The 26,554-nt window shown below is 51.8% G+C and carries 24 protein-coding genes; 2 read left to right on the top strand and 22 right to left on the bottom strand.

Annotated features, from left to right (window positions below; all coding sequences use genetic code 11):
• Positions 1–103 precede the first annotated feature (103 nt).
• The 7 genes from JOE45_RS02195 to JOE45_RS02165 all read right to left on the bottom strand — a co-directional run bounded on the left by JOE45_RS02195 (position 104) and on the right by JOE45_RS02165 (position 7,293).
• Positions 104–391, bottom strand: coding sequence for a stage VI sporulation protein F (locus JOE45_RS02195; RefSeq protein ID WP_210021741.1), 288 nt, complete (start codon positions 389–391; stop codon positions 104–106).
• Positions 392–506: 115 nt separating this feature from the next.
• The gene (locus JOE45_RS02190; protein ID WP_210021742.1) at positions 507–743 is read right to left on the bottom strand and encodes an NAD(P)-dependent oxidoreductase; all 237 of its coding nucleotides are present in this window, start codon (positions 741–743) and stop codon (positions 507–509) included.
• A gap of 15 nt (positions 744–758) precedes the next feature.
• On the bottom strand, positions 759–1,850 hold the full coding sequence (locus JOE45_RS02185) for a zinc-dependent alcohol dehydrogenase (RefSeq protein ID WP_210021743.1): 1,092 nt from the start codon (positions 1,848–1,850) through the stop codon (positions 759–761).
• A 26-nt stretch (positions 1,851–1,876) separates the two neighbouring features.
• Complete coding sequence (locus JOE45_RS02180; protein WP_210021744.1) at positions 1,877–3,196, bottom strand: Rieske 2Fe-2S domain-containing protein; 1,320 nt, start codon at positions 3,194–3,196, stop codon at positions 1,877–1,879.
• Positions 3,197–3,233: 37 nt separating this feature from the next.
• The gene (locus tag JOE45_RS02175; RefSeq protein ID WP_210021745.1) at positions 3,234–4,154 is read right to left on the bottom strand and encodes a LysR family transcriptional regulator; all 921 of its coding nucleotides are present in this window, start codon (positions 4,152–4,154) and stop codon (positions 3,234–3,236) included.
• A gap of 113 nt (positions 4,155–4,267) precedes the next feature.
• Positions 4,268–6,202, bottom strand: coding sequence for a TRAP transporter permease (locus JOE45_RS02170; protein WP_210021746.1), 1,935 nt, complete (start codon positions 6,200–6,202; stop codon positions 4,268–4,270).
• Between the two features lie 38 nt (positions 6,203–6,240).
• Positions 6,241–7,293, bottom strand: coding sequence for a TAXI family TRAP transporter solute-binding subunit (locus JOE45_RS02165; protein ID WP_210021747.1), 1,053 nt, complete (start codon positions 7,291–7,293; stop codon positions 6,241–6,243).
• 406 nt (positions 7,294–7,699) lie between these two features.
• Between JOE45_RS02165 and JOE45_RS02160 the strand changes: the two genes are divergently transcribed.
• Complete coding sequence (locus JOE45_RS02160) at positions 7,700–7,876, top strand: hypothetical protein (protein ID WP_210021748.1); 177 nt, start codon at positions 7,700–7,702, stop codon at positions 7,874–7,876.
• A gap of 70 nt (positions 7,877–7,946) precedes the next feature.
• Here the strand turns inward: JOE45_RS02160 and recG are convergent, their stop codons facing one another.
• The 4 genes from recG to JOE45_RS02140 all read right to left on the bottom strand — a co-directional run bounded on the left by recG (position 7,947) and on the right by JOE45_RS02140 (position 13,149).
• Positions 7,947–10,001, bottom strand: a complete 2,055-nt coding sequence (recG, locus tag JOE45_RS02155) for an ATP-dependent DNA helicase RecG (RefSeq protein ID WP_210021749.1) — start codon at positions 9,999–10,001, stop codon at positions 7,947–7,949.
• A 1-nt stretch (position 10,002) separates the two neighbouring features.
• Complete coding sequence (locus JOE45_RS02150) at positions 10,003–10,854, bottom strand: DegV family protein (RefSeq protein WP_210021750.1); 852 nt, start codon at positions 10,852–10,854, stop codon at positions 10,003–10,005.
• Positions 10,855–10,901: 47 nt separating this feature from the next.
• Positions 10,902–12,662 (bottom strand): DAK2 domain-containing protein, encoded by a 1,761-nt coding sequence (locus tag JOE45_RS02145; protein WP_210023461.1) that lies wholly within the window; start codon positions 12,660–12,662, stop codon positions 10,902–10,904.
• A 124-nt stretch (positions 12,663–12,786) separates the two neighbouring features.
• Positions 12,787–13,149: an Asp23/Gls24 family envelope stress response protein gene (locus JOE45_RS02140; protein WP_210021751.1), complete on the bottom strand. Its 363-nt coding sequence runs from the start codon at positions 13,147–13,149 to the stop codon at positions 12,787–12,789.
• A 191-nt stretch (positions 13,150–13,340) separates the two neighbouring features.
• Between JOE45_RS02140 and rpmB the strand changes: the two genes are divergently transcribed.
• Positions 13,341–13,529 carry a 50S ribosomal protein L28 gene (gene rpmB / locus JOE45_RS02135; RefSeq protein ID WP_210021752.1) on the top strand — a complete coding sequence of 63 codons (189 nt, stop codon included), beginning with the start codon at positions 13,341–13,343 and terminating at the stop codon, positions 13,527–13,529.
• Between the two features lie 195 nt (positions 13,530–13,724).
• On the opposite strand, the gene spoVM is transcribed toward rpmB, so the two are convergent.
• From spoVM to coaBC, 11 genes are all read right to left on the bottom strand, one after another.
• Positions 13,725–13,805, bottom strand: coding sequence for a stage V sporulation protein SpoVM (gene spoVM, locus JOE45_RS02130; RefSeq protein WP_210023462.1), 81 nt, complete (start codon positions 13,803–13,805; stop codon positions 13,725–13,727).
• A gap of 337 nt (positions 13,806–14,142) precedes the next feature.
• Positions 14,143–14,799 carry a ribulose-phosphate 3-epimerase gene (gene rpe, locus JOE45_RS02125; RefSeq protein ID WP_210021753.1) on the bottom strand — a complete coding sequence of 219 codons (657 nt, stop codon included), beginning with the start codon at positions 14,797–14,799 and terminating at the stop codon, positions 14,143–14,145.
• A 1-nt stretch (position 14,800) separates the two neighbouring features.
• Complete coding sequence (rsgA, locus tag JOE45_RS02120; protein ID WP_210021754.1) at positions 14,801–15,709, bottom strand: ribosome small subunit-dependent GTPase A; 909 nt, start codon at positions 15,707–15,709, stop codon at positions 14,801–14,803.
• A complete protein-coding gene (pknB, locus tag JOE45_RS02115; RefSeq protein ID WP_210021755.1) occupies positions 15,709–17,835 on the bottom strand; it encodes a Stk1 family PASTA domain-containing Ser/Thr kinase in 2,127 nt (708 codons plus the stop codon). Before pknB ends, rsgA begins: the two co-directional genes overlap by 1 nt.
• A 7-nt stretch (positions 17,836–17,842) precedes the next feature.
• On the bottom strand, positions 17,843–18,613 hold the full coding sequence (locus JOE45_RS02110) for a Stp1/IreP family PP2C-type Ser/Thr phosphatase (RefSeq protein WP_210023463.1): 771 nt from the start codon (positions 18,611–18,613) through the stop codon (positions 17,843–17,845).
• Positions 18,614–18,621: 8 nt separating this feature from the next.
• The gene (gene rlmN / locus JOE45_RS02105) at positions 18,622–19,671 is read right to left on the bottom strand and encodes a dual-specificity RNA methyltransferase RlmN (protein WP_245247160.1); all 1,050 of its coding nucleotides are present in this window, start codon (positions 19,669–19,671) and stop codon (positions 18,622–18,624) included.
• 121 nt (positions 19,672–19,792) lie between these two features.
• On the bottom strand, positions 19,793–21,262 hold the full coding sequence (gene rsmB / locus JOE45_RS02100) for a 16S rRNA (cytosine(967)-C(5))-methyltransferase RsmB (protein WP_348632462.1): 1,470 nt from the start codon (positions 21,260–21,262) through the stop codon (positions 19,793–19,795).
• A 51-nt stretch (positions 21,263–21,313) separates the two neighbouring features.
• On the bottom strand, positions 21,314–22,261 hold the full coding sequence (fmt, locus tag JOE45_RS02095) for a methionyl-tRNA formyltransferase (RefSeq protein ID WP_210021757.1): 948 nt from the start codon (positions 22,259–22,261) through the stop codon (positions 21,314–21,316).
• On the bottom strand, positions 22,258–22,740 hold the full coding sequence (gene def / locus JOE45_RS02090) for a peptide deformylase (protein WP_210021758.1): 483 nt from the start codon (positions 22,738–22,740) through the stop codon (positions 22,258–22,260). Before def ends, fmt begins: the two co-directional genes overlap by 4 nt.
• A 71-nt stretch (positions 22,741–22,811) precedes the next feature.
• Positions 22,812–25,316 carry a primosomal protein N' gene (gene priA, locus JOE45_RS02085; RefSeq protein ID WP_210021759.1) on the bottom strand — a complete coding sequence of 835 codons (2,505 nt, stop codon included), beginning with the start codon at positions 25,314–25,316 and terminating at the stop codon, positions 22,812–22,814.
• Positions 25,301–26,530 carry a bifunctional phosphopantothenoylcysteine decarboxylase/phosphopantothenate--cysteine ligase CoaBC gene (gene coaBC, locus JOE45_RS02080; RefSeq protein WP_210021760.1) on the bottom strand — a complete coding sequence of 410 codons (1,230 nt, stop codon included), beginning with the start codon at positions 26,528–26,530 and terminating at the stop codon, positions 25,301–25,303. The genes priA and coaBC overlap by 16 nt, the downstream gene beginning before the upstream one ends.
• Between the last annotated feature and the right edge of the window lie 24 nt (positions 26,531–26,554).

Below are 26,554 nucleotides of genomic sequence, written 5' to 3'. Positions count from 1 at the left end.
CCTATGACAAAAACTAGCAATCTATTCAAAATTATAGCTTTTGCTGCGGCGCTTGACAATGCATCCTTCTTTCGAGCGGCGCAAAAAAAAGAACACGTCCCGCTCAGCGGAACATGCCCCACAGCTTAATCAGATGGAACGTATTGTTCGGATCGATTTTTTGAGTAATAATGAAATTGACCAAATGCTCCGTCTGCTGTTCCGTCACCTTCTCGCCGAGAGCCTTGGTCAGCATCCCGACAAAACGGCGTACCTTTACACGGTCCTGCAGATCGTACTTATTCACACCCTTCAAAATCATCTTGACGCGTTCCTTTGTTTCCGGGTTTTTCATCTTCAGCTTGATCCTCTCCACCTGCGCGGGATCAAAACCGTACTTTGTATAGCTCATTCCGCTGCACCTCCGCATTTACGTAAGTAGAGTGGACTTCCATCCCACATACAGTAAGTCTATGACGGAGAGCTTGGCCATGTGTACCTATTTATTATGACCATGGATTCGTGAGTTACCACACCTGAATGACATCCGCTTCGTCAACCGCTTCATATACAGATACGACCCTAAAGCCCTCTTCCACCCAACCCGTCGAGGCGACTTCATGCCTTAAGGCCACCACAACGTTAATTCCGTTATTTCTTAGTTTAAGAGCATGCTCCTTGCCATGATCGGCATATCCAAGGATGGCTACCGTTTTCCCTTTAAAATACGAAAGATCGACATCTTGTTCTTGTTTACCTGTCAATGGAGTCTGCCCCCTCTAGTTCCACGGATCGATAGAGCAATGGATCGCTCCCGGCACTCCTTGTCCCCCAACCGTTTTGAGCGCCAAGTCCACCTGATCTAAACTGAATGTATGCGTGCAAAGCTCATGAAGAGGAAATTTACCGGAGGCCATAAATTGAATAGCCTGCTCCACCGCACCGTAGCTGTGACCCCGAACTCCTTTGAGCGCCACATATTTGGATACCAGGACATCGCTCATGAAATGAGGTATCTCTGTATTTTTCTTGCCGGCTACGATCACCGTGCCCCGTTTTTTCACAACATCTATTCCGGTTGTAACCGTTGAGGGACCTCCGGAGGCCACATCGATAACGACATCGACCATTTTTCCTGCCGTAACCTCTCGGATTCGTTCCTTTACATCCTCGGCAGAGACATCTATCGTAACATCGGCGCCGAAACGCTTGGCAATTTCAAACCGTTCTTTATCCGCCGTAAGTCCGCTCACGATAACCAAATCCGCACCGGCCTGCTTCGCAGCCAAGACACAAGCCAAGCCCTGCTGTCCGGGACCCTGAATCAAGACCGTTTTGCCTATGCCCACGCCGCCTTCATTTACCGTCCATTCGATTCCGTTTCCTAACGGGAGAGCAAGCGCTGCCTCTTCTGCCGGAACCTGTTCAGGAACCCTGTGGAAAACTGAATTCGGATGAAGATAAAGATATCGGCTGTATCCTCCCCATAACGACGGTTCGATGGTTGTATTCGTCGAGCCATACCGTATTCCGCCCATCCATTTATCCGTAAAATCGCATAGGCGGAACTCCCCTGTTCTGCATCGATCGCAATAACCGCAGGGTAAATATTCCTCAAGGGCTACCCGATCACCCTCCTTTAAACCCCACCGCTTTTCTGCCATTTTGCCCATCTTGACGATTCGTCCCACGACCTCATGCCCGAGAATCCGGGGGCCTTCATCCTTTTTATAATCCGGCCAATCGCTTCCGCATATGCCGGATAACTCCACTTTGAGCAGACCCGCATCAGGCGCAATGTCCGGCAGTTGAAATTCCCGTATTTCCGTCGTCAAAGCGCCGATCTGAACGGCAGCAGTCGCTGTTATCAATGATATCGTCTCCCTTCAAGACTGTATTAAACAGCATCCGATTGCTGCACAGATTCTACATCAATGTAATCGCCCGGCTGCGTAACCAGTTTTTCTTTTGCGCCGATTTGGAAAGCCACTCCCTCCGGAAGCACAAGCGATACGGAGCGGACGTGATGGGATTTAGGGTCAAGAGCGGGCGGCTCCATTCCCTCCTGCAGATTTTTCACCGCTTGCAGCATAATTCTTCGGGCAGCAATGATCGCTGCATCGCTTGTGCCCAATCTTTCCACGCTGCGGTCGGCAATCGTTCCTTGCGTTTCCTGTACTGCGCTGTCCTGCGCGCCGATTCCTTTGATTCCGGTGAACGATTTGCCCGAAGCTTGCTGCTCGCGATCAATCAGGTACTCGTTATCCTTATTTTGTACCGGTCTCAGCGTACCCGGGATAAGCTCCATATGAATGCCCCGGCCCTGCTTTAAAATATCCCGTTCTTCCTCCGTCAGCGCACGAAGGGGGTTCCAGTTGATGTTCCAGGTATAGACATGTTCGTCATCCATCGGAACCCAGGCATGAGCACCGCGAGGAGCATGCTCAAAAGGCGGGATCATCGTGTAAAAAGGCATCAGAAATTGGGTGATTCTCCAATACAGGTGTCCGGGGTCTGCGTTACGTTTGGCCCCAACCATCATTCCGTAATCCGCTTTTTCAATTTCAAATTTCGGGGCGGTATCATGGGTTAAATAGGATGGAGCCGAACTTTTATCATATGCTTTCGTACCCATAAACCCTTGACCGCCTGAATTGCGATGAAGAAAAGAGATATGACTCGAATCCAGTCCCCCCTCAATCGCTTGGAAGTAGTTGCACTCCTGTATTCTTCTGGTCGTATAACGGTGGCTGTCAGGAACCAAAGCCCATTCCAATTCCGGCAGTTCCGGCATAAGCTCAGGCGGTCCCATATACGTCCATACGACACCGCCCCGCTCCCGGCATGGGTACGATGTAATTTTCACTTTATCCTTAAAACTGCTTTCCGGGGGCTCCGAAGGCATATCTACACACTGTCCGCTGGTATCGAATTTCCAGCCATGATAAACGCAGCGAAGGCCGCATTCTTCATTTCTTCCATAGTACAGAGAAACTTTGCGGTGCGGGCAAAATTCATCAATCAGACCGACATTCCCGTTCGTATCCCGGAACGCCAGCAGCTGCTCCCCGAGCAGCTTCACCCTAACCGGTGTACAATCCGGATGGGGAAGCTCATCGGAAATCATGGCCGGTAGCCAATAACGACGCAATAACTCTCCTGTTGGTGTGCCCGGACCGGTTCTAGTCAATAATTCATTCTCTTCGCTTGATAACATATGCGCTCCTCCTCGTAACAACTTATTTTGGTATTCATTAACCTGTAGTCTTTATATGAGATGAATCCGGATTGAAATGGTTTAAAAAGGTGTTGATCATCAGCTCCATCAAAGGATAAAATTCTTTCTTTTCCATATAAATCATGGACGAATATTGTTTAATGACTTCCAGCTCCTTGACCTTGAGCTTCACTAGTCGCCCTAGAGACAATTCACGCTTCACACTGAGATGCGGAAACATACCCATGCAGCATGAGGAGGCATGAACCATCTCTTTAGCCGCCTCAATCTGATTTAATTGCATCACCACATTGGGGGAAGCATCGTGCTGGGCGAAGAGCTTTTTTATTTTTTTCCATACGTCTGAATTCTGTTCGTAGGTGACAAACGGCATTTCAACCAGCTCTTCAATAGATACGTTCCCCTTTTTAACAAGGGGGTGATTAGCGCCGCATACCAAATCAAAATCGTGAAGGCATAAGTTGATCTGCTTAATTTGTTTCTTTTTCACATCCGATGAGACCATGCCCAAATCAACCTGATTTTGCATCAGCATTTCTGTAATATGGGAAGTGTTACCTGTGACGACTTGAAATTCGATTTGAGGGTGCTTTTGCCATAGCTTAGCCAGTATTTCAGGAAGCAGGTATACCGAACAGGTTGCCGTCGCGCCGATTATGATTTTTCCTTGCAATTCATTGTTAAGACTTTTCAGCTTCTCTTCCGCCGCTTTTTCGATCTCCAGCATCTGCAGGGCAAAAGAGTAAAATGCTTCGCCCTCCTTGCTTAATTGGATCCCGCGATGCTGTCTGATAAACAATGATTTGCCGAGCTCCGATTCCAGCGCCTGTATTCTTGCCGTAACGGAAGGCTGACTTAAATGAAGGATTTGGGCGGCCTTGGCAAAGCTTAGCTCCCTGGCGATGAGCACAAACGTTTGAACATTTCTTAAATCCAAATCTGGTTCACTCCCCTCATCCTCATAAGCGCTTACAATGTGATTCTAATTTAATAAAAACGAATTGTGAAATCGATGTTTTCTAATCATAGGCAGCCATTTCAAAGCCTTTATTAAACCAAGGCCGGCGGATTTCCCAGCGATTTCTTGGAATTTTTGTCTCGAGTACCCCATTGCCATGCTAAAACAATAACCGCAATGACTAATCCCAGCGCGACCAGATACAGATGAGGTGAAATGAATAATAAACCGGAAACAGCCATGAGAATCCTTTGAGTCACATTCATATGGGTAAGCGCAAATCCGCTCGTTCCGCAAGTCAGCAGTGCACAGCCGATCATTGCCGTTAAGGTAGCCCAAATGATCTCCATGGGCGTGCCGTTGAGCATCAATCCCGGACTTAACACGAAGGCAAAAGGAACCAAATAAGCTGCTATACCGATTCTCATCGCTACCCAACCGGTTTCCCATATTTTGCTGCCGCTGATGCCGCATGCCACAAAAACCGACAGCGCCACAGGCGGTGTAATGAAAGAAGCGAGGCCCCAATACACGACAAACAGGTGGGCGGCCATAATCGGAACCCCCATGTCAATGAGCGCTGGCGCCATTAATGTGGCCAAAATAATGTAGGACGGGATGGAATCCAAAGCGGTGCCGATAATCAAGCATGCAATGCCTACGAGCAACAGCGTAAGCAGCAGATTTCCACCGGAAATATCGAGTGTAAAACCGGAGAATTTAATACCGAGCCCGCTAAGCTCAAGGGCGCCAACCATAATTCCAATCGCGCCGGTAATGGCTGCAATTCCCACCCAGCTTTTAATCGCGCTTTGAAAGGACATTTTTATTTTGGCCAGGTTGATCCAACAGCTCCGGTCTTTTGCCAAATAACTGCTGATAATTAAGAACGGCAGAGAATAAATACAGGCCATCTCGGGGTCATAATGTTTAAACAAAAGAAAATAAGTCAACGCGACCATAGGGATTAAATAAAACCATCCGCCTTTAAACACGGCCCAAAAATGAGGAAGTTCACTTCGCAACATCGGTTTGATCCCATCCTTATGCGCTTGAAGATGCACAGAAATGAATAAGATCACAAAGTACAGCGCTGCCGGAATCGCCGCCGCAAGCGCAACTTCCGAATAAGGGACGCCAATCCACTCAGCCATAACGAATGCGATCGCGCCCATGACCGGCGGAAGAATTTGTCCGCCCGTGGAGGCGGTAGCTTCTACCGCGGCGGCAAATTTTGGAGTGTATCCTACTCTTCTCATCATCGGAATCGTAAATACTCCGATGGTCGCTGCGTTTCCGGAAGGAGAACCGGAAATCATACCAAACAATGCGCTGGAAACCACCGCTGCTTTAGCAGGGCCGCCTCGTGACCTGCCGGTTATGGCTAAAGCCAAATCAATAAACCATTTCCCTGCTCCTGAAAGCTGAAGCAAGGACCCAAAAATCATAAAGATAAAGATGATACTCGACGCAACGCCTAACGGAAGACCGAAAATTCCGCTTGTACCGATATAGGAACTAAATAACAAACGGTCCATGGAATAACCCTGTCCGTTCAAAATGCCGGGCAAGTAGCTTTGAAACAAAGTGGCGAAGACAAAAAATAGGATAATGATCGGGAAAGACCAGCCGCTCATACGGCGGGAAGCTTCCAATAGAGGCACGGACAGTAATAAAGCGAGAATCATACCTTTTGTATCCAAAAATCCGTACATGCTGTACTTTAGGCCTTCTTCGTAAAATAAAACGATGAAGCCTGCGCCCAATAGGGCAGACGCCATAAGGATATAATCGTACCATGGCACTTTATCCGGTTTGGCTTCATTTTTTTCTATGATTTCCTCACCCTGCACCTCTTTCGCCCGAAACAAAATAAATATGACGACAAGGGCGCTGGCCAGACTGATGGATCGATGTAATTGGGCGGGAATAAAGATATCGAACCAGGACAAGAATCTCCCTGCAACCACAATGTGGTACACTGCGATGATGACAGACAACCAACCAATGATTGTACTTCTTTTCATCCATAAGCCCCTCTCAAGTAAATGGAGTGAATGTTGGTTTACTTTGCTTCCAAGCTTTTCTGGAGCTCATCCAGCTTCCCGTCCCACTTTCCAATTTCTTTGTAGTATTTTATGGCCCCAGGATGAAATGGCAGACTCGGTGCTTTTAGTGAGTTTTCCACCGTCCATTCAGCCGCTTCCTTATGCACTTTTTTATATTCCTCCGTATTTCCAAGTACCGCCTTCGTTATTTCATATACCGTCTGTTCGGACAGGCTGCTGCTAGCTACAAGATTTGCGTTAAAGGCAAAAACATTAATATCTTGTTCTTGGTTTTTATACGTGTTTGCGGGAATGACTGTGGTAAATATGGATTTCGGCAAGCTTTTCAGCATTTCAGTCTGCTTATCTTTGTCAATGCTTAGAAACTCCACCTTACCTTCCTGTAACAATTGCATCAAGTCTGCTGCGCCTAATCCCGCCGGCAGGATTGCGGCATCCACGCTACCCAGGTTCAACGCTTCAACCGCTTCCTTCGTTTCCGCCGTCGAAATGATTTTCACTTTATCTTTAGGGATACTATAGGCATCAAACAAAGCATTGGCTACCAATTCGATTTCAGGTAAAGCCGGACGCTTCGCGATAATCGATTTGCCTGCCAAATCCTCCGGTTTTTTGATACCTGATTTTTTGGTGACCACAACCTGCCGAAGCGATTTCTGTCCCTGTGCCAGCAATTTCAAATCGACAGGCTTTTTAAACGGATCTTCGCCATAGTAACCCTTAGAAGCAGAGTAGGCCGTGAGCATAGCGAGGTCTACCTTACCCGCTTCGATAGCAAAAACATTCGGATCCGAACCGCCCACAGGTTCAACGGTAGCATTCATATTCGTATGCTTTTTGATGATCTCGCTCATGCCAACAGACAGGACATAAAACGGACTGCCGGAACTGGATGTCCCGATTCTTACTGCTGTTGCTTGCTCCTCTTTTTTGGCATTCGGTGTGTTCGAATCGGATAAAGGCCGAGAACTGGTACTGTTACTGCACGCAGCTACCAAAGAAACAAGCAATAAAAAAATGAATGAAGGGTAAACCATTTTTTTTACCAACTCAACCAACTCCTTTTATTGTCGTTCCAAACCGTCTTACTCGCCTCAGCCGGACCTATGAATCCCACCACCCCCATCTTAAAATGAAGGAAAATTAGTTTACAAATATTTGAAATCGCTTTCAGTATAAATTGAATTTCTCACTCTGTGAAATTGGTTTTTTCTATTGACGCCCGATTGGAACATAGAAAAAATCGAATCGTCTCATTGGAACTATCTATCTTAATACATGATTTTAAACCTGCTTAAAGGGCCCTTGTATAGGGGCATCTCATATAGAGGAATACAGCAGCTAAACTTTTTCTGACAAAGAAGGGCATTCTAAAACCTTGAATTCAGGTTTTCATATCCAAACAAATACAGTATGATAGAATTTACCGAATACTATCGAAAAAGGCGGAAAGATATGGACAACGGTGGAGTTACTAAAGAAGAACTTTCTCTGCTTCTATCCAATGATCCCAAAAACCATAGGGAATCGTTTGAACCGGTAGACACCAGTACGTTTATTCCTAGATCAAAGCGGCATAGACGAAGAAAAACATGGTTGTACCGTTCTCTTCCTTGGAAAGACAAGCGCTAAACTTACATCCATGAAAAAAAGCATCTCAGCAGACAAGTGTCTGTTGAGATGCTTTTTTATGAGAACATGATCAGTCCATCATTTCATTATTGAAAATGTGTTCACGCTGCAAATATTCGCGAAGCGGCGCATAGCCAGCCCCGGTCCAAAAGTCAGGACGGCGCACCAGCTCGGCAGCGTCATCGCGCGCCTGCTCCATGATTTCAAAGTCCGTCACCATATCTGCAACCCGAAAATCCGGGACACCGCTTTGCTTCGTACCGAAGAAATCTCCGGGGCCCCGCAGCTCCAAATCCCGCCGCGCGATTTCGAATCCGTCGTTCGTCTCCGTCATCGCCTTCATCCGTTCCTTCCCGACCTCGTTCTTCGGATCAGCAATGAGCACGCAATACGATTGGTGCTCGCCACGCCCGACACGCCCCCGAAGCTGGTGCAGCTGGGACAGTCCGAACCGGTCGGCATCGTATACAACCATCAGTGTGGAGTTAGGCACATCGACGCCAACCTCAATGACTGTGGTAGATACGAGTACCTGTACTTGTCCAGCGCTGAATTCGCGCATTACTCCGTCCTTCTCGCCAGGCGTCATCCGGCCGTGGAGCAAACCGACCCGATAATCAGGAAATGCATACTGCAGCTGAGCGTGCACGTCAATCGCATTTTGCACATCCAGCTTCTCCGATTCTTCAATCAACGGGCAAATAACATAGGCTTGCCGGCCGGCAGTGACTTCACGGCGAATAAAACCTAGCACTCGCTCCAGCATATTGTGCGATACCGCATACGTCTTGATCGGCTTACGACCCTTCGGCAGCTCCCTCAGTGTGGATACGTCCATATCCCCGAAAGCAGTGATCGCCAGCGTGCGCGGAATCGGGGTTGCCGTCATGGTTAGCACATCGGGATTTAAACCCTTGCGGCGCAAAATACTCCGCTGCTGAACGCCGAAACGGTGCTGTTCATCCGTCACCACAAGCCCTAGGGTCCGAAAGAACACGTCCTCCTGAATCAGCGCATGGGTACCGATCACGACGTGGGTGAGACCCATCTGCAAGGAGGCAAGCGTCTCACGCCGCTGCTTGCCCGTCAAGCTTCCGGTGAGCAAGGCGGCTTGAATACCGTAGGGCTCGAACAAGCGATCAAGTGAACGTTTGTGCTGTTCCGCCAAAATTTCCGTAGGCACCATAAGCGCCCCTTGATAGCCTGCTTTTACTACGGCGAACAAAGAGGCTGCCGCCACCACCGTTTTACCGGCGCCGACATCGCCCTGCAGAAGCCGGTTCATCGCATAGTTTTGCTGTAAGTCATGCAAAATTTCAGCCAACACATTTTTCTGCGATTCCGTCAACGTAAACGGCAGCGCTCGAACAAAGGCCCGTACGCCTGGTAAATCGACGGGATGCGCTATCCCGTCCGCTCGTTCATGATGGAGTGCGCGGTAGGCCTGCATCTTGAGCTGAAACAAAAAGAGCTCCTCATACACCATCCTGCGTCTGGCCCGCTGGCCCTGTTCCATGGATCCGGGCAAATGCAGTAAAGAAACGGCCTGCTTTCTTGGGAGCAGATCGTATTTGCGAAGCAGCTCGGCGGGAAGCACCTCCGGAATCATTTCACCGAACTGCAGCAGCGCTTGCCTCGTCACTTGCCGGAACCACTTTTGCGTCATCGATCCAGCCACCGAATAAACAGGCTGCAACGTGTCGATCAGAGAAGTGCCGCGGCCCGGAAATTCCACTTCCGACACGGTCAGGTGCAGCCTTTTTTGATCCCATTTGCCCGTCAGTACAATCTCGCTGCCTGCCGTCAGCTTGTCCTTCAGGTAATGCCGATTGAACCAAACGGCCGTAATAAACAAACCGTCGACGACGATTTTACAGCTCATACGCGATTTGATCCGTCCATACATTTGGACCTGGGGGACTCCTGCTATCGTTCCTTGCACCGTAATTTTGTCGCCGTCCTTCACGTTCGTCAAATCGCGAAGCGTGTAATCCTCGTAGCGGAAAGGATAATAATCAAGGAGCTCCCCGACGCTCGTAATACCAAGCGCGAGCAGCTCCTCAGGCTTCTTGCCTTTGACGCCGGACACCTTCGTGACCGGAAGCGAATATAAATCAACTGTCATGTCAGACAGGGACCGCAAATACCGCTACGGTTCCAGGCCCGACATGGGTGCCGATCACCGGGCCGATGTGCGTGTAATGCACGCTCTCTAAGGTAAAATGCTGTGAAATGAGCGACTTCAGCTCTTCCACCGTTTCCCGTTCGGTCGTATACCCTAGAATCAAGTGAATCGGCTTGCCCCCCATATCCTGCTGAAGCAGATCGACAATCCGGTTCATCGCCTTCTTTTGTCCGCGTATTTTATCTACAGAATATACTTCCCCTTCCGCCGCAAGGGACAGAATAGGCTTAATGTTCAGCAGAGATCCGAACAGCGCAGCCGCTTTGCCGATGCGGCCGCCTCTCTGCAGATATTCCAGCGTGTCAACCAAAAAATACAGCCGCTGCTCTTGGCGCAGCTTCGTAATCAGCTCCAATATTTCTTTCTTACTCTTGCCTTGCTTCGCTGCTTCCGCAGCCGCTACGACGAGCAACCCGTTGCCGTAAGAGGCCGAACGGCTGTCCACCACTTCAATATCCGCATCGCCTTCGATCATGGATTTTGCCAACACCGCAGATTGGTAAGTCCCGCTCATCTTAGATGACAAATGAATCGAAATGATCGGACCGTCCCCTTCTTCCGCCAGTTTCTGATACATCTCCTGAAACTCCACAGGAGATGGCTGGGAGGTAGTCGGTATGTCGCTTGACTCCGCCAGCTTGGCATAAAACTGCTCCGGCCCGATATCTACCGCATCCCGGAACACCTCTTGACCAAACAGCACCTTCAGCGGCACCATCGCGATACCAAGCTTCTCTCGCAGTTCGGCTGGTATGTCCGCCGTGCTGTCCGTCACAATTCGAACTTGACTCAAAAAAGCTCCCCCCGTCCGTCTCTTAACTAATCACTTCCAAAGGCTATTTATTCCGCGGAGATGATGTAGTAATACAGCGGTTGACCGCCCTCGTGCACTTCTACTTCCACATCCGCGTACGTTTGTTCTATATAGGCTGCAAGCTGCTCCGTTTGAACTTGCTCCGCATCCGCTCCTGTATACAGCGTAACGATTTCGGCGCCGCCTTCGACCAAACTGTCAATAAGCTTCCGGCAGGAAGCGAGGATGTCCGGCTCGGCAGTGACGATACGACCATTGTGTATGCCGATATAATCGCCCTGCTTGATGTCCATCCCGTCCATCTGCGTGTCGCGCACGGCATAGGTCACTTGCCCCGCCTGCACCTGTTTCAGCGCCTGCTGCATCTCCTCGGCATTCTCCTCCGGCGCCGTATCCTCTTGGAAGGCGATCACCGCCGCAATCCCTTGAGGAATCGACTTGCTCGGAATGACGATCACTTGCTTGTCTTCCACGAGCTCCACCGCTTGCTGCGCGGCGAGAATAATGTTGGAGTTGTTCGGCAGAACAAAGACCGTCTGTGCTCCAACTCCCGAGATCGCATGCACAATGTCCTCCGTACTCGGATTCATCGTTTGTCCGCCATGCAGCACCCGATCGACTCCGAGACTCGTAAAGATGCCGGAAATGCCTTCTCCCGCAGAAACCGCAACGAATCCATAGCGTTTAAGCTCTTGATCGGCCTCGGCCAGCGAGCCGCCGGCACTTTCCTGACCCGAGGAAACCCGTGCAGCTATCCCCGTTTCCGTTCCATACAAATGCTCCGCTTCCTCCATCAAAATATGAGTATGCTGGTCGCGCATATTCTCGATTTTGATGCGACTCAAATCGCCGTAGTTCTGTGCCAGATTCATAACGCTGCCCGGGTACTCCGCATGAATGTGCACCTTCACGAGATCGTCGTCTGCAACGACGAGCAAAGAGTCGCCGAACGCGGACAGCTCTTCCCTGAAGCGGTGCTCGTCGAATGTTCGGCTTGCCTCTTTTGCAGTGCTTAATGTCACCATGAACTCCGTACAGTACCCGAATTCAATATCTTCGGTAGCCAGCTTCGCCTGAGCGCTATGTAGCTCCCTGTGAGCATGTTCTAGCGTATTGGGAGCGTAATGTCCATGGTATTCCAATACCTCATCCAGCGGCTGTACGGCCCCGAAAGCAGTGTACGGTATATCCGAAGATTCTTCCATCATCTCGGATCCCAACGCAGACATAAACCCCTCATATATAAGTACAAGACCTTGACCCCCAGAGTCTACTACACCGACCTGCTTCAGTACGGGGAGCATATCTTGCGTTTTCGCGAGCGTTTCCCGCGATTTCTTAAGCAGCTCCTCCATGACGATTCGGATATCCGGCTGTCGTCCTGCCGTCTTCACGGCTTGCTTCGCCGCTTCCTTGGCTACGGTCAGTATCGTACCCTCCACCGGCTTAACTACCGCTTTATACGCCATGTCGACGCCATTCTGGAAGGCTGCGGCGAATTGCTGCGCATTCACGGAATTCAAATCCGACACAGCCTTCGCAAAGCCGCGGAACAGCTGGGAAAGGATGACGCCGGAGTTGCCGCGAGCGCCCATCAAAAGCCCCTTGGCCAGTGCTTCCCCCGCTTTACCGATATGATCCGATGGCCTGCGGCGCAGTTCCTCCACCCCGGAGGTCAGCGTCAGGTTCATATTTGTTCCCGTATCGCCGTCCGGCACCGGGAAGACGTTCAACGCATTGACTCGATCCACGTTCGTTTTCAATGCATGCGCCCCGGCCTCCACCATTCGGATAAAGTCTTGTCCATTAATTTCAATTAAGCGCTTACCCAAAAAGACCAATCTCCTTCCCCGTTAACACCCTGTCGGCGTCTCAGTATATCTGTTCGGCGACACCTGTTGTATGTCAGTCTTATTGCGCTATCCGCACGCCTTGAACGAAAATATTCACAGAATCCACCTGAAGTCCCGCCACTTCTCCGAGCATGTACTTCACTTTGGTCTGAACATTGTGGGCCACGACCGAAATTTTCGTGCCATAGCTGACGACGATATATAAATCAATGGTCAGTACACCCTGCTCGTCACGATGAACCTCCACACCCCGGCTCAAATTATCCCGACGCAGCAGCTCGGCGATCCCGTCCTTGAATTGATTGCGCGAAGCCATTCCCACGAGTCCATAGCAATCCAAAGCAGCTGACCCTGCGAGCACAGCAATCACTTCATCCGTTACGTATACTTTGCCATATTGTGTATTCAGCTCGATAGCCATCTCTCTAACAGCTCCTTTTAATCAAGATTAGGATGGACTATGTTACATTGTACTATAATTACCACAAGAAATAAACAAACTTTAGACAAAGCGGAAGAAAAACCACGTTCTTTCGTTGACGGCGTTTATTCTACTGTGATATGATATTCAAGTGTGTTTTTGAAGCGTGTATGCTTTAAGGAGGTGTAACAATGTCCCGCAAATGTTTTATTACTGGTAAAGGCCCGGGTACCGGAAACCACGTATCCCATGCGAACAACAAGTCTCGACGCACTTGGGGCGTCAACGTTCAAAAAGTTCGCATTCTGGTCGACGGCAAGCCTAAGCGTGTTTGGGTAAGCACTAAGGCTTTGAAATCCGGCAAAGTTACTCGCGTTTAATCTGCTCTGCAGACAAAAAGCACCTGTTACAGGTGCTTTTTTTAGTGTTTCAGAACATAGATCTCCAGCGGCTCTATACTTGTTTCTGAATCACCTTGACAAACGCTCACGTCCCATGAAGGACGGCGCAGCCGTTTATCCCTGGTTTGCTGCGCGCGGCATACAGCAAACTCATAAGTACGTGCTCTCATACCTTCAGTTTTTACTAAAAGTATTCAGTACAGCCTTCACCAACCCACCCAAGAACTTCGGAAGCTTAATCGTATAAAATTTCATTCAGTACCCTCCTCCCGGCAAATCAGCCTCGCCTAACCAGTATATTACTGCTTCCGTCAAAACGTGCCTGACAACCGTTATTCCGATAAAACAAAAAGGCTACAAAAGTAAGCCATACTTTTGTAACCATGTTATGCCCAGCCCGGGCAAAATATGCTGTTTTTGCTTACGCCTCCTGCTGTACGATAAACAGATAGACCGAATAAATACCGAGTAGATGAAATAAAAATAAGACCGTAGTCAATACGAAAGCAATTTTCATACCGAGGATCTCATATCTTTTAAAAAACTGAATTGCTGCATACAGGTAAAGCCTATGACATTTAATATTCGCGTGTTAAAGCAGCCCGCGAATCGCGCGAATCGCATCCGCACGGTTGGGCCGATTGAATACCGCACTGCCGGCCACCAGTACATTAGCTCCGGCTTCGACAGCAAGCTTAGCCGTTTCCTCATTGATTCCGCCGTCCACCTCGATATCCACAGCTTGAAGCCCCCGAGCATTCAGCATTTCCCGCAGCTTCGCAATCTTGGGCAGCATCCCGGTTATGAAATTCTGTCCGCCAAAGCCCGGATTGACGGTCATCAGCAGCACCAGATCGAGCGCATCGTCCATCACATGCTCTAGGACGGATAGAGGAGTGGCCGGGTTAAGCACGACACCGGCCTTCACACCTTGCTCCTTAATCAAATGAAGCGTCCGGTGAAGATGAACGCAGGCTTCCGTATGTACCGAAATCAGGTCCGCACCCGCTTTGGCGAATGCGGGAACATACCGATCCGGCTGTTCGATCATCAGGTGCACGTCGAGCGGCAGCTTCGTCTTAGGCCGAATGGCTTCGACGACTAACGGTCCGATCGTAATGTTCGGGACAAAATGCCCGTCCATAACGTCCACATGAATCCAGTCCGCCCCTCCGCGCTCCACATCGGCGATTTCTTGTGCAAGCATAGAAAAGTCGGCGGATAAAATGGAAGGAGCAATCCGCAGCATGTCAGTACCTCCTTTTTTTATCCCGGATTTCCCCTAGGAAATGCAAATAATTCTCGTAGCGCGTTGCTGCGATGAACCCGTTTTCTGTGGCTTCCTGAACCCTGCAATCCGGCTCATGAAGATGCATGCATCCGCGAAAGCGGCAGTCTGCGGCATAGGACGCGAATTCACGAAAACAGCCGCTCAAACCTTCGGCATCCACCTGCAGGAAATCCAGCTGGCTGAAGCCGGGCGTATCCGCTACGATGCCGCCGTTCTGCAGGCGAATCAACTCGACATGACGCGTCGTATGCTTCCCGCGGCCGAGCTTCATGCTGATTTGATTCGTTTCCAGCTGAAGCCCCGGAACCATAGCATTCAGCAGCGATGATTTGCCTACCCCAGACTGTCCGGCAAATACGCTGATCCTGCCGGAGAGCTGATCCATGACCTTATCTACGCCGATGCCTTCCTTAGCGCTTGTGATTAGGATCGAATAACCGATCGATTCGTACAGTTTGACCACTGGCTCCAGATCCGAAGGATGGCTTCCCACCTGAGAACCCGAGAGCAAGTCACGCTTGGTCAAGCAGATGAGCGTATCCAGTCCGGCGCTTTCCGTATGCACGAGAAATTTATCCAGCAACGGAAGATTGAGCGCAGGCTCATCTACAGAGAATACCAATACGACAAGATCTACGTTTGCAACCGGCGGACGGATGAGCTCGGTGGAGCGGGGCAATATTTCATCCACCGTCCCCTCTCCGTTCTCCGTCAGCTCGAAGATCACGCGGTCTCCTACCAGAGGAGAAATTCCCCGCTTCTTGAAGATCCCCCGCGCCCGGCATTGAATCGATTCAGCACTTTGCGAATCTTCCGGCAGCACATAATAATAACCGCTTAACGCTTTTACGATAAATCCCGCTGGCATTATGAATTTCGTCCTCCTGTACCTGAGGTTCCTCCGGCCGGACCCGCCGGCGCGGGGCTTGTGCCGCGTCCGGTATTATCGGTTCCCGGAGCTGCGCCTTGAGGCGCAGGCCCATCTCCCTGAGCTTCCGGCGTTGTACCGGTTCCCGGCATCACACCGTTCTTTTGCGCCAAATAATCTTGATATGTCACCGTAATCACATCGGCGGTATTGTTATCCACTTTGACCTGGATGACCGCGTTCTTTTCCGGAGAGACGACCAGCTTAACCTCGAGCGTTTCCGTCATGATCACGTTGTTCAGCGTTTGGTATTCGTAGTTATCGTGCTGGGCGTCGCTTAATAGGATTTTGATCGTTGAAGGCTTCCCTTCACTTGCCGGCTTGACAGACACATTAACCGACATAGGACCAGCCTCCTCAGGAAGTCCGGAGCTGACGATCAGCTTGATTTCCGAGCCCGGGGATACGTCATCACCCGGTTCATACGGAAACTGCTTGATGACACGGCCTTTGGTTTGCTTATAGCTCGCCTCATAACTGATGTCGCCGCTGGCCAGCTTCAAATTGTTGACCATGATCATGCTTTGCGCTTCTTTTTCCGTCTTCCCGATCAGATTCGGCATCTTGAACGTTTCTCTGCCTTTGCTAACGAGCAGCTTGACCTTAACAGCCGCCGGATCGGTAAACTCCTCGCCCACCGCTGGAGTCTGCGTCATCACTGTGTCGGGCTCCTCGTCCATAAACTGTTGATCGATCGTGATGTTTTCCGATTTTATCCCAAGCTGTGTAAGCCGTTCTTTGGCATCGCTCAGCTTGGATTTGACCACATCCGGCATGTTTTGCTTTACCGGTCCTTCACTGACATACAGCGTTACCTTGTGTCCGGGCTTGACCTTCATGTCCGAAGGATTCTGCCTGACAACGACATCTTTAGGAACATCCGGCGATTCCATATACTCCACCAGCGCTTCAAGCTGTTTGTTCTCCAGTTCTTGCTTAGCCTGATCCAGAGGCATATTGACGACGTTGGGCACATCCACCTCGGGAGCGACGGCTATCATTTCCTTGACATAGCCTACGGAATACCACATTAAGCCGAGCATCGCCGTCAGGATGATAAACCAAACGAACGGCTTTCCCCAGCTTTTCTTCTTTTTTCCTTTTACTGTGCGCTCCTCATCCTCAACGCCCTCTTCTTCATCCCCCATAACCGTATATTGCCCTGGTCGCAGGGCCGGCATGACTCGGGTACGCTCTTCATCCAGCTCGTCATCGTCCAAGAAGCTCGCTTTCGGCTCGCCCTTCCGGTGCGGAAGCAGGCACGATTCCAAGTCATCCATCATGTCTTTGGCCGAACGGTACCGTTCCGAGGTGCTTTTGCGCATAGCGCGTAATATAATGTTCTCGACGCTCTGCGGGATGAGCGGATTGACCTTGCGCGGCTCCTCTACGTCTTCCTGCAAATGCTTCAGCGCTACACTGATCGGACTTTCCCCGAGGAACGGCAGACGCCCAGTCAGCATTTGATACATGACGATTCCCAAAGAATAGAGATCCGACTGTTCTCCTGTCGGCGTTCCCTTAGCGTGCTCTGGTGAAAAATAATGCACCGAACCGACCACGGAGCCGGTTTGAGTGATGGTGGAGGAGGTAACGGCGCGGGCAATCCCGAAGTCGGTGACTTTGATACGGCCGTTCTTGCCGATCAGGATGTTGTGAGGTTTAATGTCGCGATGAATGATTTGATTATGATGCGCATGATCCAGCGCATCGCAAATCTGCCCCGCGATGTGAACGGCTTCCTCTACCTGCAAGGGGGATTTTTCCTTGATCAGCTCATTCAGTGTCGTCCCTTCGATGTATTCCATGACAATGTAATGTACATCTTCCTCTTGGCCGACGTCGTAGATGCTGACCACGTTGGGGTGAGATAATGAGGCTGCGGCCTGTGCTTCACGGCGAAATCTCTGGATGAATTCTTCGTCATGCACATACTGCTGCCGCAGTATTTTTACAGCGACATGCCGATGCAATAAAATATCTAGTCCTTTGTAAACGATGGCCATTCCGCCGCCACCGACTCGCCCCAGAATCTCGTAACGTCCTCCCAGCTGACTACCGATCATGATGTCCTCACCCCGCTTCCCCATCGTTATCGCTTGCCGGATCCGCGATGTTCGCGAGCAACACCACCGTAATATTGTCGTCGCCGCCGGCATCCAGCGCTTCCTGCACCAATTGCTGAACCTTGCTTTCCAGCTCTCCAATTCCCGCTACGGTTTGCACAAGCTTATCCTTCTCCACCAAACTGCTCAATCCGTCGCTGCAAAGAAGAAGATGATCCCCTTGCTGCCACATGATTTCCTGCACATCGACCTCAATGGTCGGCTCCGTCCCAAGCGCCCTGGTCAGCACATTACGACGCGGGTGATGGCTCGCATCCTCGCGGCTGATCTGTCCGCTCCGAACCAGCTCGTTGACCAGCGAATGATCTTCGGTGAGCTGGTCGATCATCTCACCGCGAATCCGGTAGGCCCGACTGTCGCCGATATGCGCGATAACCGCGCGGTCGTCTTTGGCCAAGACCGTGACGACCGTCGTTCCCATCCCGTGATAGTTTTCCCTTTGAGAAGCGAATTCGAAAATTTTTTCGTTGGCAGCTTCAATCGCCGTGCGCAGCTGACGCTGACGTTCTTCCCCCGAAATGTTAGGGTCCACAGACTGAAGCCCAGCTTGGATCAGCTCCACAGCCATCGTGCTTGCGATATCTCCGGCCTGATGGCCGCCCATCCCGTCCGCCACAATGGCAAGAGTCCAGCCGTTCAAGTCCTCTTGTACGATCGCACGGTCCTCGTTCACCGTTCGTACACGGCCAATATCGGATTGATAGGCCAATCTCAGCATTGTTTGTCTCACCTCGCACCCGACTCCATATGCTTCGCCCGCAGTTGTCCGCAGGCTGCAGCAATATCGCTTCCCTGCTCGCGGCGAATCGTGGCATTGATTTTGTTCTTCTCCAGAATGCGTTGGAATGTGAATATGTCATTACGCGGAGTACGCACAAAGTTCCGTTCCGTGACAAAATTGACCGGAATCAAATTGACGTGCGGCATGGGAAACGTCTTTAGTACCTGAGCGAGCTCCTCCGCATGTTCGGGCTGGTCATTAACCTCACCCATTAGCGCGTATTCGAACGTAATGCGCCTGCCGGTTTTGGCTACGTAATATTTGCACGCCTCTATCAAGTCCGCGAACGGGTAACGGCGGTTTACAGGCATTAGCTTGGACCGCAGTGCATCATTAGGGGCATGAATGGAGATCGCGAGATTGATCTGTGTCTCCTCATCAGCAAACCGGTAAATGTTGGGAACAATCCCGCTGGTGGAAACCGTAATGTGCCGCTGGCCGATGTTAAGGCCTTTCGGATGAACCATCACCTTGAGAAATTTCATCATCGCGTCGTAATTCTCGAACGGCTCCCCAATCCCCATGATGACGATGCTGCTGACACGCTCTTCTGTCGCGTCAAGCAGTTGCTGTGCTTTAACCACCTGTGCGATGATTTCGCCAGGGGTTAAATTCCGCTTTAATCCGCCTAGCGTCGAAGCGCAAAACGTACATCCGATCCGGCAGCCGACCTGTGTCGTCACACATACGCTGTTGCCGTAGCTATGCTTCATAATTACGGTTTCGATTGCATTCTTGTCAGTAAGCTCAAACAAAAATTTGACGGTCCCGTCCTGTGACTTGTAATTGGCCACCTCGGTCAACGTGACAAAATCAAACTGCTGCTGAAGCTTTTCCCGCAGCGCCTTCGGCAGGTTCGTCATCTCTTCGAAGCTTGATACTCTTTTCACATATAACCAATCAAATATTTGGCCGGCCCTAAAGCCTGCCTCGCCGATGCTTTTGATCCACTCCTGCCAATCCTCAAGAGTATAATCGTATACATACGGCTTCATTTCCTGAGCCTTGGTTTCTTCTTGATTCATGATATTATCACAACCTGTTTTTTTCTATAGTGAAGGCCTTAAGGGCATAGCTGCCGAAAAGGCCAAATTTAGTTTACCACAATTTAAGTTTTTATGCTCGTTTGCGTAGCCTGGCGATAAAGAAGCCGTCCGTGCCGAAATCATACGGCATGATTTGCACAGATGCCTGCCCGGCTGGCATTGGAAGCCTGCCAGTCTCTTCATTCGGAGGAGCGTCCGGTACAAACTCCGGATGCCGCTGCAGAAAGGATCGGACCATCTCCTCGTTCTCCGCTTTTTCCACCGTACAAGTACTGTATACCAGCACTCCGCCTGGTTTGAGCAGGGAATGAATCGATTCCAGCAATTCGTGCTGCACATCGCAAACTGTCTCCAGCTCGCTTTCTTTCTTGCTCCATTTCATATCCGGCTTGCGGCGGATGACACCCAAGCCCGAGCAGGGAGCGTCCAGCAGAATCCGGTCAAAGCTTTCGGGCGGGAATTGAGCGGAAAGCTTGCGCGCATCAGCGGTTACCGTGCGAATCGAACTTAGGCCAAGCCGCTCTGCCTGTTCCCGGATCAGCTGTTCCTTGTGTTCGTGAACATCACAGGCGACAACCTCCCCGCGATCCTGCATCTTCTCCGCCAGATGCGTCGTCTTCCCGCCGGGCGCGGCGCAGCAGTCCAGCACCCGCTCCCCGGGCTGCGGGTCAACCCATTCCGCCACGAGCATCGAACTCTCGTCCTGGATCGTAAACAAGCCTTCCGCGTATCCTGGCGTTAAGGCCATGTTGCCGCCACCGCGGACGATGACGCCGGCAGGCGCTACTTCGGAGGCCTCCGCTTCGAGCCCTCCTTGACGAAGCCGCTCGGCCAGCTCGGCCGGGGCGAGCCGCAGCCGGTTCGCGCGGATACTCACGCGCGGGGGCTCATTGTTCGCCTCGCAGATCCGCTCCGCGGCCTGCTCTCCGAACTGCCGGATCCACCTGCGCACCATCCATTCGGGGTGCGACGTGGTTAGCGCAATCCGCCGCTCCGACGGGAGACCTTCCGGCAGAACAAGCTCTGCTTTACGGCGCAGCACATTGCGCAGTACGCCGTTCACCATGCCGGAGATACCTTGATGCCCTCTTCGCTTCGCCAATTGCACGGCTTCGTTCACGACGGCGTGTTCCGGAATACGATCTAAATAATAAAGCTGGTAAAAGCTCAGCCGCAGCAGGCTTCTCACCCAAGGCTGAAGCTTGAAGAGCCCCCCTTTGACGAACGGCTCCAAAAAATAATCGATCGTCCCCTGCCGCTGAATCGTGCCATAGACGATTTCCGTGGCCAATCCCGCATCCAGCCTGTCCAGCTTATACTGCTGCAGCGTCCGGTTGAGCAGCAGGTTGCTGTAAGAGCGGTCCTGTTCGATGCGAAGGAGCACATCAAGCGCCGCTTCGCGGGCCGAACCCTTTACCCCTTCGCGCGACGCGCCTTTGCCTCGATGACCATCTTGCGGCCGGTGCGCGGACGCCGACGCTTTCGCTTTCGACAAGCCCGGCTTCCCGGAACCGGAATTGGTGTTCTTTCGTTCACTCACTTCGATTCTAACCCCCCGTTCCTTTGTCCCCGATGTCAAGCACTCGGTTTCCTATATACCCAGCACCGTCCCTGAGGTTAGCTGCCCGCCGCGCACAAAATCGGCTGCATCCATCGTTTTTTTACCCGCGGGCTGCAGCTCGGTAATGCGCAGTACGCCTTGTCCGGTAGCCACGGCAATCCCCCGGTCTCCAGCTTCCAGCACCGTGCCCGGAATCGTACCGCTCGGAACGGGTTCAGCGGTGTCCGGCTTAGCGCATGCCCATATCTTTAGCACGTCGCCTTTCCAAAGCGTGAACGCACCCGGCCGCGGATGGAGCGCCCGCACCAAATTCCAGATATGTATAGCCGGCTTCGTCCAATCGATACGTTCCTGCTCCCGGCTGATATTCGGAGAGTATACCGCCTCCTCATCGTTCTGGGGCACCGCCTTAGCTGTTCCGGAGATCAGATCAGGCAGAGTCTCTTCCAACAATTTGGCTCCGGCGGCGCTGAGCTTGCCGAACATTGTTCCGGTCGTGTCCCGGTCCTCAATCGGCACTTCGATCTTGCTGATCATGTCGCCGGTGTCAAGCCCTTCAGCCATGTACATGATCGTGACACCCGTAACGGATTCCCCGTTCATGACCGCGTAGTGGATCGGCGCTCCCCCGCGATATTGAGGCAGTAGCGAAGCATGAATGTTGATGCAGCCAAACCGAGGCAGGTCCAGCACCGATTTCGGTAAAATTTGCCCGTAGGCGGCCGTTACGATCAAATCCGGCTGAAGCGCAGAAATGGCCTGAACGGATTCCGGGCTTCGTAGCCGTTCAGGCTGAAGCACGGGTAAACCGTGCTTCTCCGCCTCTGCCTTGACCGGGGTCGGGGTCAGTACACGCTTGCGTCCGACCGGACGGTCCGGCTGCGTTACCACTGCCACGACCTCTACTTCCTCATGCTTAAGCAAAATTTGTAAAGAAGGTACGGCAAACTCCGGTGTACCCATAAAAATTACTCTCATGCTTCACCACGATCCTGCGGCTCAGTTTTATACATGCTTTCGGCCAAATCGGTATACAGCACACCGTTCAAATGATCAACCTCATGCTCAATGCATCGAGCCAAAAGCTCCGTCCCTTCAATGACGATTTCCTCGCCGTCCCTGTTCCATCCCTTCACCTTCACCCGCTGCGCGCGTTTGACGTCACCCGTTAGGCCGGGAATGCTGAGGCAGCCTTCCGGTCCGAATTGCTCGCCCTCCCGTTCGATAATCTCGGGGTTAATCAGCTCGATCAGTCCATGCTCATCCCCAACATCCATCACAATGACTCTCTTAAGAATACCGATTTGCGGAGCCGCCAACCCAACGCCTTCCGCGTCGTACATCGTATCAGCCATATCCTTCAACAGCTTGTGGATATTCGGCGTAATTTTCGGAACGGGCTTGCTTTTCTCCCGCAGCACCGGATCCGGATCTTTTACGATAATTTTAATAGCCATTCCAACAAACACCATCCCTCATTAATAAAGCCTTACTTGATCTACATATATTCTGGTCCCCTTGAACCGGTTTACATCAATATTTGAGGATCCACGTCAATAGACACCATCAGCTTCTTCTGCTTGACCGCATCATCCAGCACTGCGGCTGCCTGCTGAACCAGCCCGGCAATATCCATCTCTCCCCGATATTTTATCATGCATTGAAACCGATATCTATCTTTGATCCGCGAGATTGGCGAAGCAACGGGGCCAAGCACCTCCAGCTCCGTCCCGTCCGTTTGCACTTGACTGGCAAGTTCCTTCAGCCTCGCGGCAAGCACTTCTCCCGAACGGATCAGCAGTTGCACCTGGTCATGCGACAGCGTGATCAGCACCAGCCGGTGAAAAGGCGGGTAATTATGCAGCTTACGCATCAGCATCTCCTTGCGCATAAAGCCCTGATAGTCATGCTTGCTTGCACTAAGAATGCTGTAATGTTCAGGGGTGTACGTTTGCACGTACACTTCGCCGGGGAGCTCATGGCGTCCGGCTCTGCCAGCTACCTGCGTAAGCAGCTGGAACGTTCTTTCGGCCGCCCGAAAGTCAGGCAGATTGAGCACCGAATCCGCAGCCAGTGCCCCAACGAGCGTCACATGCGGAAAATCGAGTCCCTTGGCGACCATCTGCGTACCCAGGAGGAGATCCGCCTGCCGGTTTTTAAACATCGTGAGCCACTTCTCGTGAGATCCCTTCTCCGTCGTCGTATCCACGTCCATACGGATGACGCGAATGCCCGGGAACAGCTTGGAAAGCTCCTCTTCCACACGCTGCGTTCCCGTGCCAAAATGACGGATATGCTCGCTCCCGCAGTCCGGACATGCCGTCAGCTCCCGCTCGGCATAGCCGCAATAGTGGCAGCGAATCGCCCGAGAGCTCTGGTGATACGTCAGAGAGATATCGCAGTGCGGACAATCCGCCACATAACCGCAGGTACGGCACATAACAAAGGTTGCATAACCGCGTCGGTTCAGCAGTAAAACAGTCTGTTCTTTCTTGTGTAACCGATCTTCTATGGCTTTATACAGGGCACGGCTGAACATCGAACGGTTGCCGTTCTTCAGCTCATCCCGCATATCCACGATATGCACACGCGGCAGCGGCCGTCCCTCCACGCGTGATGGCATGGACAGCAGCTCGAACACGGGGCGTTCCGGCTTTGCTGAGAGCGCAGCTTCACGGCTTGTCCGGTACATACTCTCTAGCGAAGGTGTCGCCGAGCCCAAAACAACGGAGGCACCATGCTCAAGCGCCCTGACGATGGCGACATCGCGGGTATGGTACTTCGGACTTTCTTCCTGCTTATAGCTCGATTCATGCTCTTCATCAATAATGATAAGTCCGATATTCGTAAAAGGAGCAAAAACCGCCGACCGAGCCCCGATCACCACACTAACTTCCCTGCGTACGATTTTGCGCCACTCATCGTACCGTTCTCCGTGGGAAAGCCTGCTGTGAAGCACCGCTACCCGGTTGCCGAAGCGCCCCTTGAAACGCTCGACCATTTGCGGCGTGAGCGAAATCTCAGGGACAAGCACAATAGCTTCACAACCCTGATCCAAGCAAGTCTGGATCGATTGTAAATACACTTCCGTCTTGCCGCTGCCCGTCACTCCGTTGAGCAGGAACACCCGCTGCATTCGGGATAAGACAGCGTCCTTTATACGTTCGAACACGTCCTGCTGCTCAGCGGTAAGCGGAAGCGGCGAGGTCGGGCGAAACGTTCGCGAAGCGTAAGGATCTCGCTGAACCTCAACCTCCTCCAGCCTTATCCAGCCCTTCTCGACCAAGCCTTTAACCGCTGCAGCCGTAATATGCAGCCGCGTCAACAAATCCGTCAGCTTGATCGGCTCAGGATGCTCCTGTAGATACGCAAGCACCTGCTTCTGCTTGGCAGCTCTGGCGGGAAGCTCTGTCTCCCAGGCCGCAAGCTGATCAGGATCCTCCGGGGGAATGACAGTCAACGCCTTTTTCGCCGTCATCCGGTCCTTCACCTTATGGATCTCTGCGAGATATCCGTCCTCCAAAAGCTGCTTAACCAGCAAAGTATCCTCGGCAAATTTCTCCAGCAGCGTTTCCAAGCGGATCGTCTCCTGCTTGCGAATGTAGTTTACGATCTCCTCTTGTTTGGGCAGCAGCAGATTCAGAACGTTCCCGCGCATCCTTCGCTCCCCGTCAGGCTCAGCTATCTTCACATGACGTTCGTATTTTGCTTTTAACGCGCCCGGTATCATCGCCTGAAGGGCAATGATTTCGTGGCACATATAGGTCCGGCTGATCCAACGGGCGAGCTTCACCAGTTCCGGTGTCAGGGGCGGGGTCAAATCGAGGGTCTGTGCGATCGGCTTCAGCTTGACTGGATCCAGCTCGGTGCCTTCGTGCAGCTCCACAACGAAGCCCTGCACCGTACGCGGACCGAACGGCACGCCGACCCGGCTGCCCACGCTAATGAGGTCCTTCATCGCCTCCGGCACCACATAATCGAAGGCACGGTTCGTCGGTTTGGCCGGTACGTCGACAATTACTTTGGCGTACATTCTTCTGTTGTTTCCCCCTTCGTCAGACGGTTCGCAACGAAAGCCAACAGCCGAACGGCCACTTCGCGCTTCTCCATCAGCGGCAGCGTCAGCACGAGGCCGTCCGCATCATAAACGCGCACCACGTTCGTATCCGTCCCAAAGCCTGCGCCGGGAACTGTCACGTCGTTGGCCACGATCAAATCACAACGCTTGCGCTTTAGCTTGTCGATTGCGAAGGCCTCTACGTTGTGCGTTTCCGCCGCAAAGCCTATCACCATCTGAGACGCTTTCTTCCGCTCGCCGACCGCTTGCAGAATGTCCGGATTTTTGACCAGCTTCAGCGTCATTTCCGACTCCGTTTTCTTGATCTTTTGCTCCGCCTGTTCTGCCGGCCGGTAATCGGCTACAGCCGCGGCCTTGACAATGACGTCCTGCTGATCCATAGCGCCCAGTACCGCATTCATCATCTCAAGTGTGGATTCCGCGCGGACCAGCTTAACACCAGCAGGGACGGCAGCCGTAGCTTTGCCCGTCACTAAAGTAACCTCGGCGCCCATTCGCGCAGCCTGCTCGGCAATGGCATACCCCATTTTACCTGACGAATCATTCGTCAAATAACGTACAGGATCGATCCGTTCCACAGTCGCTCCTGCGGTAACCAGCACACGCTTTCCACGCAGAGGCTTTTTCTCATTGAAAAAGCTTTCGATCGCCGTGACAATGTCTTCCGGCTCTGCGAGTCGTCCTTTTCCGACATAGCCGCAGGCCAATTGCCCGGTTCCCGGTTCGATAAACCGAACGCCACGATCGGCTAACGTTTGCAAATTCGCCTGTACCGCAGGATGAGCGAGCATATGTACGTTCATCGCCGGGCATACAAATATCGGCGCTGTCGTCGCAAGCAGCATCGTTGAAAGCATATCGTCCGCAAGCCCCAGCGCCATCTTCCCTATGATATTGGCCGTTGCCGGCGCGATGACTACGAGGTCCGCCCGATCGGCCAGATCGATGTGAGATACGACCGAAGGATCCTTCTCATCAAAAGTATCGTTAGCAACAGCATGACGAGACAGCGTTTGAAAAGTTAGAGGAGCGACGAATTGGGCCGCTGCTTCCGTCATGATGACCCTCACCTCGGCTCCGGCTTGAGCCAGTTTACTGCAGAGCGCCGCCGCTTTGAACACAGCAATCCCTCCGCTAACGCCAAGCACGATCGTTTTTCCGTTCAGCATCCGGTTTCCTCCCTTTCTTCCTTT

Origin of the sequence: Paenibacillus sp. PvR098 (genome assembly GCF_017833255.1) — a bacterium.
Taxonomy (GTDB): domain Bacteria; phylum Bacillota; class Bacilli; order Paenibacillales; family NBRC-103111; genus Paenibacillus_G.
This window is presented reverse-complemented; position numbering and strand designations above follow the sequence as displayed.